Origin of the sequence: Janibacter sp. Soil728 (genome assembly GCF_001428305.1) — a bacterium.
Lineage (GTDB): Bacteria > Actinomycetota > Actinomycetes > Actinomycetales > Dermatophilaceae > Janibacter.
Genome location: NZ_LMRZ01000004.1, coordinates 457,175 through 473,625, shown reverse-complemented (window position 1 = coordinate 473,625; position 16,451 = coordinate 457,175). Strand labels below are relative to the sequence as shown.

19 protein-coding genes and 3 tRNA genes are annotated in these 16,451 nt (G+C 70.6%); 13 read left to right on the top strand and 9 right to left on the bottom strand.

The window, feature by feature from the left end; all coding sequences use genetic code 11:
* The first annotated feature begins 187 nt into the window (after positions 1–187).
* Entirely contained in the window at positions 188–811 is a 624-nt protein-coding gene (gene orn, locus ASG73_RS09075; protein WP_082567115.1) for an oligoribonuclease, read from the top strand.
* A gap of 56 nt (positions 812–867) precedes the next feature.
* Here the strand turns inward: orn and ASG73_RS09070 are convergent.
* Positions 868–943: transfer RNA gene (locus ASG73_RS09070), tRNA-His, on the bottom strand.
* Positions 944–1,051: 108 nt separating this feature from the next.
* Between ASG73_RS09070 and ASG73_RS09065 the strand changes: the two genes are divergently transcribed.
* A complete protein-coding gene (locus ASG73_RS09065) occupies positions 1,052–1,870 on the top strand; it encodes a copper resistance CopC family protein (RefSeq protein WP_055993744.1) in 819 nt (272 codons plus the stop codon).
* 4 nt (positions 1,871–1,874) lie between these two features.
* On the opposite strand, the gene ASG73_RS09060 is transcribed toward ASG73_RS09065, so the two are convergent.
* From ASG73_RS09060 to bcp, 4 genes are all read right to left on the bottom strand, one after another.
* Positions 1,875–3,011 (bottom strand): glucose-1-phosphate adenylyltransferase family protein, encoded by a 1,137-nt coding sequence (locus ASG73_RS09060; protein WP_055993741.1) that lies wholly within the window; start codon positions 3,009–3,011, stop codon positions 1,875–1,877.
* Positions 3,012–3,124: 113 nt separating this feature from the next.
* Positions 3,125–3,197: transfer RNA gene (locus tag ASG73_RS09055), tRNA-Lys, on the bottom strand.
* 135 nt (positions 3,198–3,332) lie between these two features.
* The gene (locus ASG73_RS09050) at positions 3,333–3,635 is read right to left on the bottom strand and encodes a DUF3618 domain-containing protein (RefSeq protein WP_055993738.1); all 303 of its coding nucleotides are present in this window, start codon (positions 3,633–3,635) and stop codon (positions 3,333–3,335) included.
* Between the two features lie 15 nt (positions 3,636–3,650).
* Positions 3,651–4,121: a thioredoxin-dependent thiol peroxidase gene (bcp, locus tag ASG73_RS09045; RefSeq protein WP_055993735.1), complete on the bottom strand. Its 471-nt coding sequence runs from the start codon at positions 4,119–4,121 to the stop codon at positions 3,651–3,653.
* A gap of 92 nt (positions 4,122–4,213) precedes the next feature.
* On the opposite strand from bcp, the gene ASG73_RS09040 reads away from it, so the two are divergent.
* The 4 genes from ASG73_RS09040 to ASG73_RS09025 are packed head-to-tail and all read left to right on the top strand — an operon-like array spanning position 4,214 to position 6,726.
* Entirely contained in the window at positions 4,214–4,906 is a 693-nt protein-coding gene (locus tag ASG73_RS09040; protein ID WP_055993732.1) for an energy-coupling factor ABC transporter permease, read from the top strand.
* Positions 4,903–5,208: a PDGLE domain-containing protein gene (locus ASG73_RS18165; protein WP_055993731.1), complete on the top strand. Its 306-nt coding sequence runs from the start codon at positions 4,903–4,905 to the stop codon at positions 5,206–5,208. The genes ASG73_RS09040 and ASG73_RS18165 overlap by 4 nt, the downstream gene beginning before the upstream one ends.
* Position 5,209: 1 nt before the next feature.
* Positions 5,210–5,971, top strand: a complete 762-nt coding sequence (cbiQ, locus tag ASG73_RS09030) for a cobalt ECF transporter T component CbiQ (RefSeq protein ID WP_082567114.1) — start codon at positions 5,210–5,212, stop codon at positions 5,969–5,971.
* The gene (locus ASG73_RS09025; RefSeq protein WP_055993728.1) at positions 5,968–6,726 is read left to right on the top strand and encodes an energy-coupling factor ABC transporter ATP-binding protein; all 759 of its coding nucleotides are present in this window, start codon (positions 5,968–5,970) and stop codon (positions 6,724–6,726) included. The genes cbiQ and ASG73_RS09025 overlap by 4 nt, the downstream gene beginning before the upstream one ends.
* A 40-nt stretch (positions 6,727–6,766) precedes the next feature.
* Here the strand turns inward: ASG73_RS09025 and ASG73_RS09020 are convergent, their stop codons facing one another.
* Positions 6,767–7,225: an OsmC family protein gene (locus ASG73_RS09020; protein ID WP_055993725.1), complete on the bottom strand. Its 459-nt coding sequence runs from the start codon at positions 7,223–7,225 to the stop codon at positions 6,767–6,769.
* Positions 7,226–7,245: 20 nt separating this feature from the next.
* On the opposite strand from ASG73_RS09020, the gene ASG73_RS09015 reads away from it, so the two are divergent.
* A tRNA-Leu gene (locus tag ASG73_RS09015) sits at positions 7,246–7,329 on the top strand.
* 47 nt (positions 7,330–7,376) lie between these two features.
* Here the strand turns inward: ASG73_RS09015 and rdgB are convergent.
* Together rdgB and rph are read right to left on the bottom strand one after the other, a co-directional pair.
* A complete protein-coding gene (gene rdgB, locus ASG73_RS09010) occupies positions 7,377–8,018 on the bottom strand; it encodes an RdgB/HAM1 family non-canonical purine NTP pyrophosphatase (protein ID WP_055993722.1) in 642 nt (213 codons plus the stop codon).
* Positions 8,015–8,773 carry a ribonuclease PH gene (gene rph, locus ASG73_RS09005; RefSeq protein ID WP_055993719.1) on the bottom strand — a complete coding sequence of 253 codons (759 nt, stop codon included), beginning with the start codon at positions 8,771–8,773 and terminating at the stop codon, positions 8,015–8,017. The genes rdgB and rph overlap by 4 nt, the downstream gene beginning before the upstream one ends.
* Before the next feature lie 33 nt (positions 8,774–8,806).
* Here rph and ASG73_RS09000 point away from each other — a divergent pair, with 33 nt between their 5' ends.
* On the top strand, positions 8,807–10,552 hold the full coding sequence (locus tag ASG73_RS09000) for a glycosyltransferase (RefSeq protein WP_055993716.1): 1,746 nt from the start codon (positions 8,807–8,809) through the stop codon (positions 10,550–10,552).
* Between the two features lie 26 nt (positions 10,553–10,578).
* Complete coding sequence (locus ASG73_RS08995) at positions 10,579–11,433, top strand: alpha/beta hydrolase family protein (RefSeq protein WP_055993714.1); 855 nt, start codon at positions 10,579–10,581, stop codon at positions 11,431–11,433.
* Here ASG73_RS08995 and ASG73_RS08990 read toward each other — a convergent pair.
* The gene (locus ASG73_RS08990; RefSeq protein WP_055993711.1) at positions 11,408–12,439 is read right to left on the bottom strand and encodes a S66 family peptidase; all 1,032 of its coding nucleotides are present in this window, start codon (positions 12,437–12,439) and stop codon (positions 11,408–11,410) included. The two genes, ASG73_RS08995 and ASG73_RS08990, sit on opposite strands and share 26 nt — an antisense overlap.
* A gap of 148 nt (positions 12,440–12,587) precedes the next feature.
* On the opposite strand from ASG73_RS08990, the gene ASG73_RS08985 reads away from it, so the two are divergent.
* Genes ASG73_RS08985 through ASG73_RS08970 form a run of 4 tightly spaced genes read left to right on the top strand, consistent with a single transcriptional unit; the run spans position 12,588 to position 16,421 of the window.
* Positions 12,588–13,562: an ABC transporter substrate-binding protein gene (locus ASG73_RS08985; protein WP_055993709.1), complete on the top strand. Its 975-nt coding sequence runs from the start codon at positions 12,588–12,590 to the stop codon at positions 13,560–13,562.
* Entirely contained in the window at positions 13,559–14,605 is a 1,047-nt protein-coding gene (locus tag ASG73_RS08980; RefSeq protein ID WP_055993706.1) for a FecCD family ABC transporter permease, read from the top strand. Before ASG73_RS08985 ends, ASG73_RS08980 begins: the two co-directional genes overlap by 4 nt.
* Positions 14,602–15,603, top strand: a complete 1,002-nt coding sequence (locus tag ASG73_RS08975) for a FecCD family ABC transporter permease (RefSeq protein ID WP_055993703.1) — start codon at positions 14,602–14,604, stop codon at positions 15,601–15,603. Before ASG73_RS08980 ends, ASG73_RS08975 begins: the two co-directional genes overlap by 4 nt.
* On the top strand, positions 15,600–16,421 hold the full coding sequence (locus ASG73_RS08970; RefSeq protein WP_055993700.1) for an ABC transporter ATP-binding protein: 822 nt from the start codon (positions 15,600–15,602) through the stop codon (positions 16,419–16,421). The genes ASG73_RS08975 and ASG73_RS08970 overlap by 4 nt, the downstream gene beginning before the upstream one ends.
* Positions 16,422–16,451: the final 30 nt, after the last annotated feature.

Sequence of the window (16,451 nt, the reverse complement as noted above, 5' to 3'; positions counted from 1 at the left end):
CGCGCACCCGGAGGCGGCGGGGGCGGGCCAGCCTGCCTCGGGGGCGGCGGCGGTCCCACGGGTGCCGGCGGCTGACCGGAGGGAGGAGGTGGCGGAGTCGAGCTCATGGCGCCACGCTAACCGAGCCCACCACCGCTGTCGGTGGGTAGAACTCCCCAGTGACGCGGGTGACTCGGGCCGGGTCGGTATGGTGACGCGCGTGACTTCTTCGACTTCGTCCGAACGCATCGTCTGGATCGACTGCGAGATGACCGGGCTCTCCCTCGAGCACGACGCGCTCATCGAGGTCGCTGTCCTCATCACGGACTACGAGCTCAACCAGCTCGACGAGGGCATCGACATCATCATCCGGCCGCCGGAGGCTGCGCTGACGCAGATGAACGACTTCGTCCGCGACATGCACACCATGTCCGGTCTGCTCGATGTCCTCGCGGAGGGCACCTCCTTGAAGGAGGCCGAGGACGCCGTCCTCGCACACATCAAGGAGTACGTGCCCGACGCGGGCAAGGCTCCCATCGGTGGCAACACGATCGCCACGGACCGCGCCTTCATCGCACGTGACATGGCCGCGCTCGAAGGTCACCTGCACTACCGGATGATCGACGTCTCCTCGATCAAGGAGCTCTCGCGGCGCTGGTACCCGCGGGCCTACTTCGCCTCGCCGGAGAAGAACGGCGGCCACCGAGCGCTGGCCGACATCACCGAGTCCATCGCGGAGCTGCGGTACTACCGCGAGGCCGTCTTCCGTCCCCAGCCCGGGCTCGAGAGCGCCGAGCTGAAGCAGATCGCCGCGAAGTACCAGGTCAGCTGACCCTGCGACGAGAAAAAAGATGAAGGCCCCCCGGCGAACCGGGGGGCCTTCATCTTTGGGGTGAGTAACGGGACTTGAACCCGCGGCCCTCGCCACCACAAGGCGATGCTCTACCAGCTGAGCTATACCCACCATGTGCCCTGAACTTCGGGCAGCGGGGACCATCGTACCTGCTCTTCGAGGGTGCTCGTGACCACTCGCCTCCCGCACTGCCGTCGAGTCATCAGGCACGATGGTCCAGTGACCACCACACACCGGACTCCTGCCCCCTTCGTCCGCCTTGCGAGCGCAATCCTCACTCTCGCAGCGCTGCTCGTCGCCATGGCCGTGACGGCCTCCCCTGCATCGGCCCACGCGCGCCTCGAGGCGTCGAGCCCCAAGGACGGGTCGACACTCACGGCGACACCGCCCGAGGTGATGCTGCGGTTCAACGAGCCGATCAAGGACAGCCTCAACCAGGTCAGCGTCAAGAGCGGCTCCACCGACGCGACCGACGGCAAGCTCGAGGTCGACGGCAACACGGTCTACCAACCTCTGAAGTCCTCGCTCGCCGCCGGCGACTACACGGTGACCTACAAGGTGATCAGCGCCGACGGCCACCCGATCAGCGGAACCGTGAAGTTCACCTACACACCGCCCGCCGGTGACGAGGGCGCCGTCGACCCGCCGACCTCCACCACGAGCGACTCCACCGAGTCCCCGACATCGAGCGAGTCCTCGGCCACCGCGCCCCCCGCGAGCAGCCCTGGCGCCACGTCGCCGACCCCCGGCTCGACGACCGCACCGACGAGCAGCTCCTCGTCCCCCTCCTCGTCGACGAGCGCAACCGACGGCGAGACCCAGCCGACCGCACCCGACAGCACCAGCAGCTCCTCCTCCTCCGCCGCAGCGCCGACGGACGGAGTCGAGGGCGCCAGCGACGGCGGCGTCCCGACGTGGGTCTGGATCGCCGGACTGGGCGTCCTGCTCGTCCTGCTGGCGGCTGCCGGGCTCATCGCCCGCGGCCGCGGCGAGGCCGACGCGGACGAGGACATCGATCTCGACGAGTGGCGCGGCTGACGTCCTAGGGACGCGCGTCGGTGGCGCTGACCCTCCCGTCGAGGTCGACGAGCGTCACGGACGACGGGGTGCCCAGCGTGACCGCCCGCGAGAGGTCCGCACCGTCGACGACGATGCATCCCTCCAGGTGGACGTCCGAGCAGATGTGCACGTCGTCCAGGACGACGCAGTCGATGAGGTGGGCACCGCGGTCGATCACCACTCCGGGGCCGATCACGCTGTGCTGCACGGTCCCCGCCACCTGGGACCCCGGCGAGAGCAGGCTGTCGGCGACGACCGCACCAGCGGCCACCCGGGCCGGGACCAGCTGTGGCTGGGCAGAGCGGATCGGGCGGCTCGCGTCGTCGAGCGCCACACCCGTGCCGTCGAGCAGCTCCATGTGGGCGCGCCAGTACGAGGAGAGCGTGCCCATGTCGGTCCAGTACCCCTCGAAGCGGTGGGCGCGCGTGCGACGATTGTCGACGAACCACGGGACCAGGTCCTCCCCGTAGTCGCCCAGCTCTCCGAGCTCGTCGTGGAGCCGCTCGAGCGCGAGGAGCAACTCGGCCGCGTCGAAGCAGAAGATCTCCGTTGCCACGACATCGCTCGCCGGCTCGTCGGGCTTGTAGGCGAAGTCCGTCACCGTGGCGTCGTCGTCCGAAAGGACGACGGCGTGCTGTGAGGCGTCACCGTCCGTGCGCGTGGTGACGATCGTCAGATCAGCGCCTGCCTCCACGTGATCGGCCACCACCTCTTCCAGCCGGGCCACGTACAGGTGGTCCGAGCTGAGGACGAGGACGACATCCGCACCCGAGCTGGCGATGCGCTCGCGGTGGCGCCACAGGGAGTCGCTGTTGCCCTCGGCGAAACCCTCCCCCGTCGCCCCGGTGAAGGGGGCGAGGATCTGCAGCCCGCCCCGGTTGCGGTCAAGGTCCCACGGGCGGCCGTTGGACAGGTGGTCGTTGAGCGAGTGCGGGAGGTACTGCTCGACGACCCAGACATCGGTGATGCCGCTGCTCATGAGGTTGGACAGCGCCACGTCGATGAGGCGGTAGGTCCCCGCGAAGCGCAAAGCCGGCTTGACGCGGTCATCGGTGAGGCCATGCAGGCGAGAGCCCTTGCCTCCGGCCAGGATGACGGCCAAGGTCTTCACTGGGTGCATGTCGGTCCCCGCTGTCGCCTCGCTGTGTCCGGGGTAGTGAACGTAGCACCGGGCCGGTGGATGGGGTACGACGAAGGGCCCCACCGCAATGCGGTGGGGCCCTTCGTGAACGGTGCGCCAACAGGGACTTGAACCCCGAACCCGCTGATTAAGAGTCAGCTGCTCTGCCAATTGAGCTATTGGCGCGCGAGGAGAAACATTAGCAGCAGCCAGCCCGCAGAACGAAATCGGTGTCATTCCGCGGTTTTTCGACGCCTCCACGACAGACGAAGGGGGGTCCCGCCAACCGGCGGGACCCCCCTTCGTCGCTCTCGCGGTAGGTCACCAGGAACGCTTGGCGCGCTGGCGCTCCCACTTCTTCTGCTTGCGGTTGGCCGAGACGATCTTCAGCACGACGAGCCCGACGACGGCCGCCGCGGCGATCGCCACCCGGTCCATGCGTAGCTCGCCTGACTCGGTCCGCGTCGCCTTGGTGAAGGTGACCTTGGCCTGCTCCTTCTGCCGCGCGATGACGTTCTTGGGAGCCGCGCGAACGCTCAGCTCGTCGATCGTCTGGGCGAGCCGGTCACGGGTCGTGACGATGTCGTTCTCGAGCTTCGTCATGCTCGGGTTGTCATTGCTCACGTGGTGGTTCCGTCCTTACTCGATGCCGAGGTCACGGCGGACACGGGCCACGTGGCCCGTCGCCTTGACGTTGTACTGGGCGTGGGTGACCACACCATCTTGTCCGACGACGATCGTAGAGCGGATGACGCCCTGCACGACCTTGCCGTACAACTTCTTTTCACCATATGCGCCCCAGGCCGTCATCACCGACTTGTCGGCATCGGAGAGCAAGGTGATGGTCAAGCCATCTCGCTCGCGGAACTTGGCGAGCTTCTCCGGCGTGTCCGGCGAGATGCCGACGACCTCCGTGTCGCTCGCGCGCAGCGCCTCGAGCGACTCGCTGAAGTCGCAGGCCTGCTTGGTGCACCCCGGCGTCATCGCCGCCGGGTAGAAGTAGACGATCACCCGCTTGCCGCGGAAGTCGCTCAGCGACACCTGCCCGCCGGTGTCGTCGGGAAGGGTGAAGTCCGGAGCCTGATCGCCCGGGGTGAGCCGCTCGCCCATGTCGCCTCGCTCTCTGTGCCTGCACACACGTGCAATATGGTCGGTGGACGCGCCCCAAACTATCCCAGCGCGCACCGCCGTGAAGGAGTCGCATGCACGTCCCTGATGGATTCCTCGACGCCCCGACCTCCGTGACCACGGGGATCGTCGCCGTCGCAGGCGTCGCGCTGGCGTTGCGTCGCAGCCGTGGCGATCTCGATGACCGGGTCGCTCCCTTGGCGGGTCTCGTCGCGACCTTCGTCTTCGCCGCGCAGATGCTCAACTTCCCCGTGGCGACGGGGACCTCCGGGCACCTGCTGGGCGGCGCCCTGGCCGCCGTGCTCGTCGGCCCGTGGACCGCCACCTTGTGCATCACCGTGGTCCTGCTCGTTCAGGCGCTGGTCTTCGCCGACGGGGGCCTGACGGCGCTGGGCACCAATGTCACTCTCATGGCGCTGGTCGGCGTGTGGGTCGGCTGGCTGGTCTTCGCCCTCGTCCGGCGAGTCCTTCCTTCGCGCGCGAGGTCGGTGCCCGTGGCTGCGGCCATCGGGGCCCTGCTGTCGGTCCCCGTCGCCGCCGCGGTCTTTGCCGCGCTCTTCGTGCTCGGCGGGACCGCCCCGGTGCCGGCCGGCACCCTCTTCGGCGCGATGATCACCTGGCATGTCGTCATCGGCATCGGCGAAGCAGTCATCACCTACCTCGTCGTCTCCGCGGTGATGTCCGTCCGCCCTGACCTCGTGCACGGTGCGCAGCACCTGCCCACCGGTCGATCGACCTCCGCCGACCGTGAGTCGGTGACCCCGTGAAGCAGCGCATCTCCACGCGCACCCTCGTCCTGGGGGGCCTGGCCGTCTGCCTGCTGCTCGCCGCGATCGTGAGCTTCTGGGTGTCCGGCCACCCCGACGGGCTCGAGCACGTCGCCGAGACGCTCGGCTTCGCCGACTCGGCCGGGGACCACGGCAGTGCCGGCTCCCCCTTCGCCGACTACGGGACGAAGGGGGTCGACAGCGGCTTCCTCTCCGGTGGCCTCGCCGGTGTCGTCGGCGTCCTGCTCACCGGCGCGTTGATGTGGCTCCTGCTGCGCCTCGTCGTCCGTCGTCGCGACTGAGGTGGCCGGTTCCCACCACCACGCGCTGGCCCACCACGGGAGGTCGTGGCTGCAGGCCATGCCGGCGCACCTGAAGATCCTCGCCACGCTGCTCTTCGTCATCGCCGTCGTCGCGACACCGCGGGAGGCGATCTGGGCCTTCGGGGTCCATGCGCTGCTGCTGCTCGGCGTGATCCTCGCGAGCCGGGTCCCGCTGCGGCACCTGGCTCCTCGACTGCTCATCGAGGTCCCCTTCGTCATCTTCGCCGCACTCATGCCCTTCGTCGCGACCGGACCACGGGTCGACATCGGACCGCTGACCCTCTCGGAGCCGGGACTGTGGGGCGCCTGGAACCTGCTGGCCAAGGGCACGCTCGGGGTGGGCGCCTCGCTGCTCCTCGCGGCGACCACGCAGCCCGCCGACATCGTCTCGGGGTTGGCGCGACTGCGGCTGCCAGCTCAGCTGGTGCTCATCCTCGGCTTCATGGTCCGCTACGCCGATGTCATCAGCGGGCAGCTGCAGGCGATGCGGGTGGCCCGGGAGTCGCGGGGCTTCCGCGGCGGCGGGTTGCGGTCGTGGCCGGTCCTGGCGAGCACGGCCGGGGCTCTCTTCATCCGCTCGTACGAGCGGGGCGAGCGCGTGCACCTGGCGATGCTGTCGCGAGGCCACGACGGTCACATGCATGTCGAGCCGATCGCCGTCGTCCTGCGGGCGTGGCTCATCGCCATGACGCTGCCACTGGCTGCGGCCGTCGTGCTCGTGGCTGCGATGGTGTCCCGGTGAGCACCCCTGTCATCGAGCTGCGCGGCCTGCGGCACACCTACCCCGATGGTCACCTCGCGCTCGATGGCGTGGACCTGCACATCCACCCGGGCGAGCGCGTCGCCCTGCTCGGGCCCAACGGCGCGGGCAAGACGACCCTCGTGCTCCACCTCAACGGGATCCTCGTGCCGACGTCGGGGTCGGTGGCGGTCTCGGGGCTGCCGGTCGTGCGCGAGCACCTGCTCGACGTGCGCCGGCGGGTGGGCATCGTCTTCCAGGACCCTGACGACCAGCTCTTCATGACGACGGTCGCGCAGGACGTGGCCTTCGGCCCGCGCAACCTCGGTCTGTCTCCGGCAGAGGTCGACCAGCGGGTGGCCGATGCACTCGAAGCCGTCGGGATGAGCGACGTGGCCGACCGTGCGCCGCACCACCTGTCCTTCGGGCAGAAGCGGCGCGTGGCCGTCGCCACCGTCCTGGCGATGCGTCCCGAGATCCTCGTGCTCGACGAGCCGAGCAGCAACCTCGACCCCGCCTCGCGGCGCGAGCTCGCCGAGATCGTCGACGGTCTGGAGATCACGGTGCTGATGGTGACGCACGACCTGCCCTATGCGCTGCAGCTGTGCGAGCGCTCGGTCGTGCTCTCCGACGGAAGGGTGGTGGCTGATGGCGCGACACGTGAGGTGCTCGCCGACGAGCCCCTCATGCGCGCCCACCGACTCGAGCTGCCCTACGGCTTCGACCCGCGGTCGGTGCCGGGGCGTACCCGCCGCTGAGCCCGCCCTCCCACCTGCATTGCCCTATGGCAATGCGGGTTCAGTCGACGAGACCCCGGAAGGTGGGCTCCAGCACGATCTCGCTCCGCACGCTCTGCGCGATGAAGCACTCCCGGTGGGCGACATCGACCAGCCGCTGGACCTTGGCCCGTGGAGCCGGGTTGCCGAGGGTGATCCGCGGGCGCAGGACGATCCGCGTCACCCACATCGGTCGGTTGTCCTCGGGCATCTCACCCACCGCCTCGTCGCGGTATTCGACGACGTCGAGACGGGCGCGGGCAGCGACTGCCAGGAAGGACAACATCTGGCAGCTGCTCGCCGCGGCGACCAGGAGCTGCTCCGGGTTGGGCAGCTGGGCGTCACCGCCGAAGGCGGCATCGCTGCTGGCGAGGACGTCGTGCGAAGACATCGTCAGGCCGTGCTCGCGGGGGTAGCCGTCGTAGCCCACGGCGGTCGACCCGCTCCAGCGAAGGGAGGTCGTGAAGGTGTGTGCACTCACCCGCCTAGACTGCCAGCCGAGCCGAAGTGGCGGAATTGGCAGACGCGCGTGGTTTAGGTCCACGTGCCCGTAAGGGTGTGCGGGTTCAAGTCCCGCCTTCGGCACCGAACCCTGCATTGCCATAGGGCAATGCAGAGTCTGGGGGTGTGGGTTACAGGTGCTCGCGCAGGAGCGGGACCATCGCGCGGAAGGCGCGGCCGCGGTGGCTGATCGCGTTCTTCTCCACGTCGGTGTACTGGGCGAGGGTTCGGGTGTCGCCGTCCGGCACGAAGATCGGGTCGTAACCGAAGCCGTTGTCCCCCAAGGGTTCCCGCACGATCACTCCGGGGACCTCCCCTTCGCTCGTGACCGTCGTGCCACCGGGGATCGCGAGGACGGCCGCGCACCGGAAGGCCGCGCGGCGGTGCTCGTCGCGGACGTCTGCGAGCTGGTCGAGGAGCAGCTGGAGGTTGCGCCGGTCCTTCTCGGCGCGGGGCAGGTCCTCCCCCGCGTGCAGACCCGACCAACGGGCGGAGAAGATCCCGGGGCTGCCGCCGAGGACCTCGACAGCGAGCCCTGAGTCGTCCGCGAGCGCCGGGAGCGAGGTGCGCATCGCGACGTGCTCGGCCTTGAGCCGGGCGTTGCCGGCGAACGTCACTGAAGTCTCGGGGATCTCACCGACCTCGGGGAAGGCCGCCATCGAGACGATCTCGAGGCCCAGCCCGGCCTCAGGACCAAGGGCTTCCGCGAGGATCTGCTGAAGTTCCCTCACCTTGTGCTCGTTGTGCGTCGCGAGGACGACCCGCCGGGTCACTGCACGCGCTCCCGCGGGGTCTCGGCGAGCGCCTCCTGCTGCTTGACCGTGAGGTCGGCGCAGCCGGTGGTCGCGAGGTCGAGCAGCTGGCTCAGGAGGTCGCGGTCGAAGGGAGCACCCTCGGCCGTTCCCTGCACCTCGATGAACTCGCCGGTCCCGGTCATGACGACATTCATGTCCGTCTCCGCGGTGGAGTCCTCGGGGTAGTCCAGGTCGCAGACCGCACGTCCACCGACGACGCCGACCGAGACGGCGGCCAGGGATCCGGTGAGGGGCTTGGCGCCGGGCGCGATGAGTCCGCGCTTGCGGGCGTCCTCGATGGCGTCGACGAGCGCGACGTAGGCGCCGGTGATCGCCGCGGTGCGGGTACCTCCGTCGGCCTGGAGGACGTCGCAGTCGAGGACGATCGTGTTCTCCCCCAGCGCCTTGGTGTCGATGACCGCGCGCAGGCTTCGGCCGATCAGTCGGGAGATCTCGTGGGTGCGGCCACCGACCTTGCCCTTGCGGGAGTCGCGACCGCTGCGGGTGTTGGTGCTGCGCGGCAGCATCTCGTACTCGGCGGTGACCCAGCCGGTCCCCTGGCCCTTGAGCCAGCGCGGCACGCCGGCCTCGAAGGAGGCGGCGACGAGCACGCGGGTGCGGCCGAACTCCACGAGTACCGAGCCCTCGGCGTGGTCGAGCCAGTTGCGGGTGATCCGCACCTCGCGCAGCTGCTCGGGGGTACGTCCGTCGTGGCGGGGGGTGGTGTCAGTCATGGGCTCAGGCTAACGATCGGCGATGATGGCGAGGTGGGCGCTCCCTTCGATCACTTCCTGCTGACGCGCTTCAGCGCGGTGATGGCACCCGATGCCGCCCCGGCGAGCGAGGACTGGCTCTACTACCGGCTCGGGTTCTTCGTCGACGCGGCTCTCCCGTCGGTGCTCTCCCAGCGAGGCGGTCAGGGCTTCGAGTGGCTCGTCCTGCTCGACGACCGCTGCTCTGCGGGGTTCCGAGACGAGGTCGAGGAGCTCGCCCAGGGCACCTTCACCCCGATCTGGACCCACGAGCCCTTCCGTCGCGACAGCTTCGCCGAGCACGTCGCGGTCCGCAGCCATGCCCCCTTCGTCATCACCACCCGCATGGACAGCGACGACGCCATCGCAGTGGACTTCATGGCGTCCGTGCAGGCCCAGTTCGTCGAGCAGCCGCAGCTCTTCGTCGGCTTCCCCCGAGGGATCCAGATCGAGCGCAGCGGGGCCGTCCACCGCTGCGATGTGCTCTCCAACCCCTTCCTCTCGCTCATCGAGGCCCGCCGTGACGGCGAGCCGCCGGCGACGGTCTACGTCACCAAGCACGCCCGCGCACGTGGGCACGGCCGGTTGCGTGAGGTCGCCGCCCCGCCGATGTGGGCCCAGGTTCTCCACGGGAGCAACGTGTCCAACATCGTCAACGGCGTGCGCGTCCATCCCAGGGTGGTCGGCGAGCGCTTCGAGATCGACCTGGGGTACGACGCGTCCCCGTCGCGCACCGTCCTCGCCCGCGGCCGGGTCCGGCAGCTCGGACGACTCACCTCGCTGTGGGCCGCCCACCCCGGTGAGCTGACCAAGGCCGCGGAGGCCACGGCGTGGACCCTGCGGGGCACGCACGAGCGGGCGCAGGAGAGCGGGGCGCCGACGCTCACCGATCGGGTGCAGGACTGGGAGCAGGAGACCCGCAGACGCCTGCGCGACGCGCGGTGGTCGCTCAAGCGGTGGGCCAACGAGCGTCTGCCCGTCCGCGAGGGACTCGTCGGCGGCGAGCTCGACGACGTGCTCGGTCGGGATCGGGTCGTGGTGCTGGCCGAGTGGTCCGCCGGCGCAGCGGTCCGGCCCGACGCGCTGCGAGCAGCCCGCGCCTGGGCCGATGCAGGCTTCGGTGTGCTCGTGGTGGCCGCCCGGGACCCGTGGGTCCGGCTGCGCCACACCGACGTGCCCATCGGTGTGGCCGTGACGCGCCGTGGCAACACGGCCTACGACTTCGGCTCATGGGCGTACGCCCTGCGCACGTGGCCCGAGCTCGCGCACCAGGACCTCGTCGTCCTCACCAACGACTCCCTCATCGGGCCGCTCGCACCTCTGGACGAGCTGCTGGGTCGGCTGGTCAACAGCACGACCGACGTCTGGGGGGCCACGGCCAACCGCTGGCCGGCCGAGCACCTGCAGAGCTACCTGCTGGCCTTCCGCGGAGGTGTCCTCGCGCGCGGGCCGTTGGCCACCTTCTGGAGCGATGTGACGGCTCTGGAGTCCAAGAGTGCCGTCGTGCGCGCGTACGAGGTGGGGCTGACCGAGGCCGTCGACCGCGGTGGCCTCACCCGCGATGTCGGGTGGAGCCACGCCGAGCTGGGCGTCCCGGAGACGGTCGACCTGACGCTGCACGGGTGGCACGAGCTGCTCGACGCCGGCTTTCCTTTCGTCAAGAGGATCCTGGTGACGGGGCCACAGTTCGCCCAGCAGCGGCCCGCCGTCGAACAGGCCGTCGTGGAGGCCATCGCGGACGCCGACCGGCGCTCCGGCTGACGGCACCACCGTCTACCCTCACCGACGTGAACCAGCACAGCGAGATCACCCTCCCCGACGGCGGCACCACCGCCCTGCACGTCGCACAGGCCGAGGGGTCGACCCCCTTCGTCCTCGTGCTGCCCGCCATGGGCGTGCCGGCGGGCTACTACGGACCCTTCGTCGACGAGCTCGCCCGTCATGGGGTGACGGCGGGCGTCGCCGACTATCCCGGACAGGGCGCTGCGCGGCCGCTGGCCGGACGCGGTCAGGACCTCGGTTACACGGAGCTGGCCCACGAGTGGCTGCCAGCAGTCGTGGAGTCGGTGCGTCGAGAGCACCCCGGCCCGGTCGTCGCGCTCGGCCATTCCCTCGGTGGCCACGTCCTCGCCACCCACCTGTCCGGTGACCAGCCGGCCGTCGACGCCGTGGTGCTCATCGGATCGGGGAGCACGCACTGGCGCACCCAGCAGGGGCTCAAGACGCTGGCCCAGACCCAGTTCATCGGGACGGTCTCGCGGGTGCTGGGGTACTGGCCCGGCGCACGGCTCGGCTTCGGCGGCACCCAGCCGATGACGCTCATGCGGGAGTGGGCAGCCTTCGCCCGCACCGGTCGTCTCGCCCCTCGCCGCCAGGACGTCACCACCGGCCTGCGTGATCGACGGCTCCCGATGCTCGTCGTCGACCTCGACAACGACTCCCTCGCTCCCCCGGCGGCCGTGGACGCGCTCGTCGCTCTGTTTGTCGGCGCCGACGTCGAGAGGTTCACCTTCGCCAAGGCCGCGGGTGACCCCGGCAAGCCGGTGAACCACTACTCCTTCGCCCGGTCCCCCGAGATCATCGGCGAGCGCATCGCGCGTTGGGTGCTCGAGCGGGTCAGGACCGCCCCAGGTCCTGTGTGATCCGTTGACCTTCCGGTCCGACCTCGACCCGGGCCTCCACCCCGAGGACGAGCGGCATCATCGGCTGCTGGTGGCCGAAGTCGACGTCGAGCACGACCGGCACATCGAGGTCTCCGAGGGCGTCGCGCACCGCGTCGTGCTGGGTGAGGGTGGGGGCGTCCGGTGCCGGCGTCCGGCCGACGAGCACTCCTGAGCACCGGTCGAACCACCCCGCGAGCCGCATCCCGTGCAGGTCCCGCGCGATCTCGAAGGCATTGCCCTCGGCCGCCTCGAGCAGGACGACCGGCGGCTGCGCCTGCTCGGCGGCCCACGCGGGCACGTCGGCGAAGGGGGTGCCGACCAGCGGCGAGAGGACCTCGATGCACCCACCGACGAGCGGGCCGGCGAAGCCCGCCACCTCACCCTCCAGGAGTGACCACCGGGCCGGGTCGTTGAGCGTCAGCTCGGCGACCTGCGGGTCGGCGACGTAGTCGTCCCAGCCCTCCGCCCGCTTGTGGGTGGCCGCGGACTGGGTGAGCTCACCCCCTTCGCTCATCACGACGTCGAGCCAGTGGAGCAGGCCGGACGCAGGCGCGTAGGGCGTGTCCATGAGGTTCTGCCCGTGGAGCGTCGCCCACCCGGAGCGCAGGGTCAGCGGGAGCATCGTGGTCGTGAGGTCGGAGAACCCCACGTACCAGCAGGGGTCGCACTCGGCGAGCAGCTCGAAGTCCAGGAACCGCAGGACGTCGATGCCCGTCTCACCGCCCCACGGCGGGACGACGGCGGCGATGTCGGGGTCGACGAGCAGGGCCATCAGCTCGTCGGCGCGGGCCTCCCGCGAGGCACTGACGTGGTGGTCGTCGGCATCGCGCAGGCAGACCCCTTCGAGCACCTCGAAGCCGCGACGCCGCAGGTGTGCGATCGCGGCGTCCAGACGGGGCCAGAGCGCTTGGGGGACACCGCTGCTCGGTGCGGTGACGGCGATCGTGTCGCCGGGACGAAGGGGGGCGGGCAGTCGCGCGTCCATGGGGCCAGCCAACCAGCCGGTGGGTGCCCACGTCGACCGCCTTCCGGCACCGGCGCGTCTCGTCATGCAAGATCTAGTGTTGTTAGCCTTACCTAACACCCTAGTTTTCTCCATGCCCAGCCCCTCGTCCCCACCCCGGAGCCCCCTGATGACACCACGCCTTGGAGCGGTCGCGATCGCGACCGCGCTGTCCCTGTCCCTCGCAGCCTGCGGATCCTCGGACCCCGGGGCCTCCGCGGACTCCGAGAACTCGGCCTCCGTCGAGCACGCCATGGGCACGACGGACGTCCCGTGCGAGCCCAAGAAGGTCGTCACCCTCGGCCAGGGCCAGACCGACTCGGTCCTCGCTCTGGGGGTCACGCCGGTCGGCGTCGTCGAGCCGTGGACCGATGACTGGTACGAGTACCTGCCCGACGAGGTCGAGGAGGCCGAGGTGGTGGGCACCGAGATCGAGCCCGACCTGGAGAAGATCGCCTCCCTCAAGCCCGACCTGATCCTCGGCTCGAAGCTGCGCCACGAGGCCCTCTACGACAAGCTGTCGAAGATCGCGCCCACCGTCGTCTCGGAGACCATCGGGGTGAGCTGGAAGGACAACGTCTCCCTGTGGGCCGAGTCGCTGTGCCGGCCGCAGGAGGGCGAGAAGATCCTCGCCGACTACGAGAAGCGGGTCGACGGCCTGAGCAAGGACCTCGTCGCTGCCGGCAAGGCCGACACCGAGGCCTCGGTCATCCGCTTCATGCCGGACGAGGTGCGCATCTACCTCACCGGGTTCCCGGGCTCCGTCCTGCGCGACGTCGGCCTGAAGCGGCCCAAGGCCCAGCGGGTCAAGGACTGGGAGAAGTCCGAGCAGCTGATCGAGATCTCCGAAGAGCGCATCCCGGAGATGGACGGTGACGTGATCTTCCAGATGGTCTCGTCCGAGCACTATGCCCAGAAGGGCAACCGGACCCTCGACGAGCAGCTCGACCACTGGACCAAGACCGACCTGTGGAAGAACCTCTCGGCCGTCAAGCGGGACGACGTCGTCATCGTCGACGAGAGCCACTGGAACCTCGGCGGCGGCATCGGGTCGGCCCACGCCATGCTCGACGACCTCGAGGACAACCTGCTCACCGACAAGTGAGCGTCGACCTGCGTCCGTCCGGGGTGCGCGCGGCCACACGCGCACCCCGGACGGGCGCCGCCCGGGCCACCCTCGTCCCGGCCGTGCTCGTCGTGGTCCTCGCGGCCGTCGTCCTGGCCAGCTTCGCCATCGGCTCGGTCCCGTTGCCTCCCCGCGAGGTCGTCCAGGCCCTCCTCGGGGAGCGGAGCACCGAGGCCCACCTCATCGTCATGGACCTGCGTCTCCCGCGCACCGTCGCGGGTCTCGTCGCCGGTCTGTGCCTGGCCGTGGCGGGCGTGCTCCTCCAGGGCGCCACCCGCAACCCGCTCGCCTCCCCGACCCTGCTCGGCATCACCGCCGGCGCCGGCTTCGCCGTCGTCGTGGTCGTGGCCATGCTGGGCGCCCCCGCCTCGTACGCCGTGTGGGCCGCCTTCGTCGGGGGCGCGGTCGCCGCGGGCACCGCCCTCGCGCTGGCCGGAACGGGACGCGATGCCCTCTCCCCGATCCGGTTGGCCCTGTCGGGTGCGATCGTCTCCCTGCTGCTCTCGGCCTGGACCCAGGGCCTCCTCGCGCTCAACCACACGGACGCCGACGAGGTGCGTCACTGGCTCGCGGGCTCGCTCGCCGGTCGTGATGCGTCGTCGGTCTCCCCCCTGCTCCCCCTGGTCGGTCTGGGGCTGGTCGCGGCCGCGCTGCTGGCCCGCTCGCTGGATGCGCTGTCGCTCGGGGACGAGGCCGCCGTCGGTCTCGGCCAGCACCCACGTCGCGTCCGGCTCCTCGCTGGAGCGACCGCGGTTGCGCTGTCCGCCGTCGCCGTCGCGGTCGCCGGACCCATCGCCTTCCTCGGCCTGATCGTCCCCCACCTCGCCCGAGCCCTCGTCGGCGGTGCGCACCGGGACGTGCTGATCACGTCGGCGGTGCTCGGCCCGATCGTGCTGCTCACCGCCGACCTCGTCGGTCGCGTCATCGCCCGCCCCTCCGAGATCCAGGCAGGGGTCCTCACCGCACTCATCGGAGCGCCGGTGCTCATCCGCATCGCCGCACGAGCGAAGGGGGTCCTGTGACCGCCTTCCCCCGGCAGCCCCGAGCACGGGCGGTCGTCCTCTCTTCGGCCCTGGCAGTGATGGTCCTCGCCGCCATGGCCTGCGCCATCGCCCTCGGGTCCAGCGAGCTGTCCGTCGGCCGCGCCGTGGGCGCGGCCCTGGGTCTCGGCGACCCCGGTGATGTCTTCATCGTCCGGGAGCTGCGCCTCCCCCGGATCCTCGTGGCGCTCGGCGCCGGCGCCACTCTCGGTGCATCGGGCACCCTCATGCAGGGACTCATGCGCAACCCGCTGGCCTCCCCCGACATCGTCGGGGTGACCGCCGGAGCGAGCCTGGCCACGGTCGTGGCGATCAGCGCTGCGGTCAGCCCGGCACTGCTGCCGCTCGCCGCCGGAGCGGGAGCGCTGGTCGCGACCGCGCTCCTCCAGGCGCTCGGGCACCGCAACCCGTCGGGTGCCCGCCTCGTCCTCATCGGCATCGGGCTGCACGCGATCGCGAGCGCCGGCGTGACCCTGACGATCGCGCGCATCCCGGTCGACCGCCTGGGAGCGGCCGAGGTGTGGCTCGCCGGCAGTCTCCACGCGCGGACGTGGACCCACGTCACGAGCATCCTCGTGGGGGCCGCCCTCACCCTGCCGCTCGCCTATGTACTCCTGCGCCACCTGGCGACCCTCGAGCTCGGGGACGAGCTCGCCATCGGGGCCGGGGTCAGCGTGACGCGGACACGTCACCTCCTCCTCCTCGCATCCGCCCTGCTCGCCGGGGTGGCGGTGGCAGTCACGGGACCGATCGCCTTCGTCGCGCTCGGCGCCCCCCACATCGCCCGGCGGCTCGTCGGTCCGACCTCGCCGAGCACCCTGACGTGCGCCGCGCTCATCGGCGCGCTGCTCGTCCTCGTCGCCGACGTCATCGGCAAGAACCTCCTTGCCCCCACCTCGTTGCCGGCCGGCGTGGTCACGGCCGCGCTCGGGGCCCCCTACCTCCTCTGGCTCCTCCATCGGATGGGACGTACCTCATGACGACCACGACGACCTCGACCGGTCCCGCCGCGCCAGCACAGGAGCGACCGCTCGTACGGGCCGCCGGACTGGATGTGGGCTACGGCGACCGCGCCGTCCTGCAGGGTCTCGACCTGGAGCTGCCGGACGGGGTCGTCACCGCCATCGTCGGACCCAACGGCTGCGGCAAGTCGACCCTCCTGCGATCCATGGGCCGGGTCCTGCGGCCCAGTGGCGGTGCCGTCCTGCTCGACGGTCAGCCCGTGCACTCGCTGCCCACGCGTCAGGTGGCCCGCAGCCTCGGCCTGCTCCCGCAGACGAATGTCGTCCCCGAACAGCTCACCGTGCGCGACCTCGTGGCCCGCGGACGGTTCCCGCACCGAGGTGCCTTCGGACGATGGACCGCACAGGACGAGGACGCCGTCGTCGGGGCCATGGCCGCCACGGGCACCTCTCAGCTGGCGGACCGTGTCGTGGACGAGCTGTCCGGCGGTCAGCGTCAGCGAGTCTGGGTCGCCCTGGTCCTGGCCCAGCAGACCCCTGTGCTGCTCCTCGACGAGCCGACGACCTACCTCGACCTGGCCCACCGGCTGGAGGTCCTGCGCCTGCTCCGGGAGCTCAACGAGCAGCGCGGCATCACCGTCGTCATGGTTCTGCACGACCTCAACGAGGCGTGCCGTCATGCCGACCACGTCATCGCCATGCGCGACGGCGCCGTCGTCGCCGAGGGCTCCCCCACCGAGGTCGTCACCCCGGAGCTGGTGCAGGAGGTCTTCGGCGTCGAGTGCGTGACCGTCCCGGACCCCGTGGCCGGGACGCCGATGATCGTGCCCGTCTGACGCTGGAGCCGACCGCGTGTCGTACTGCAG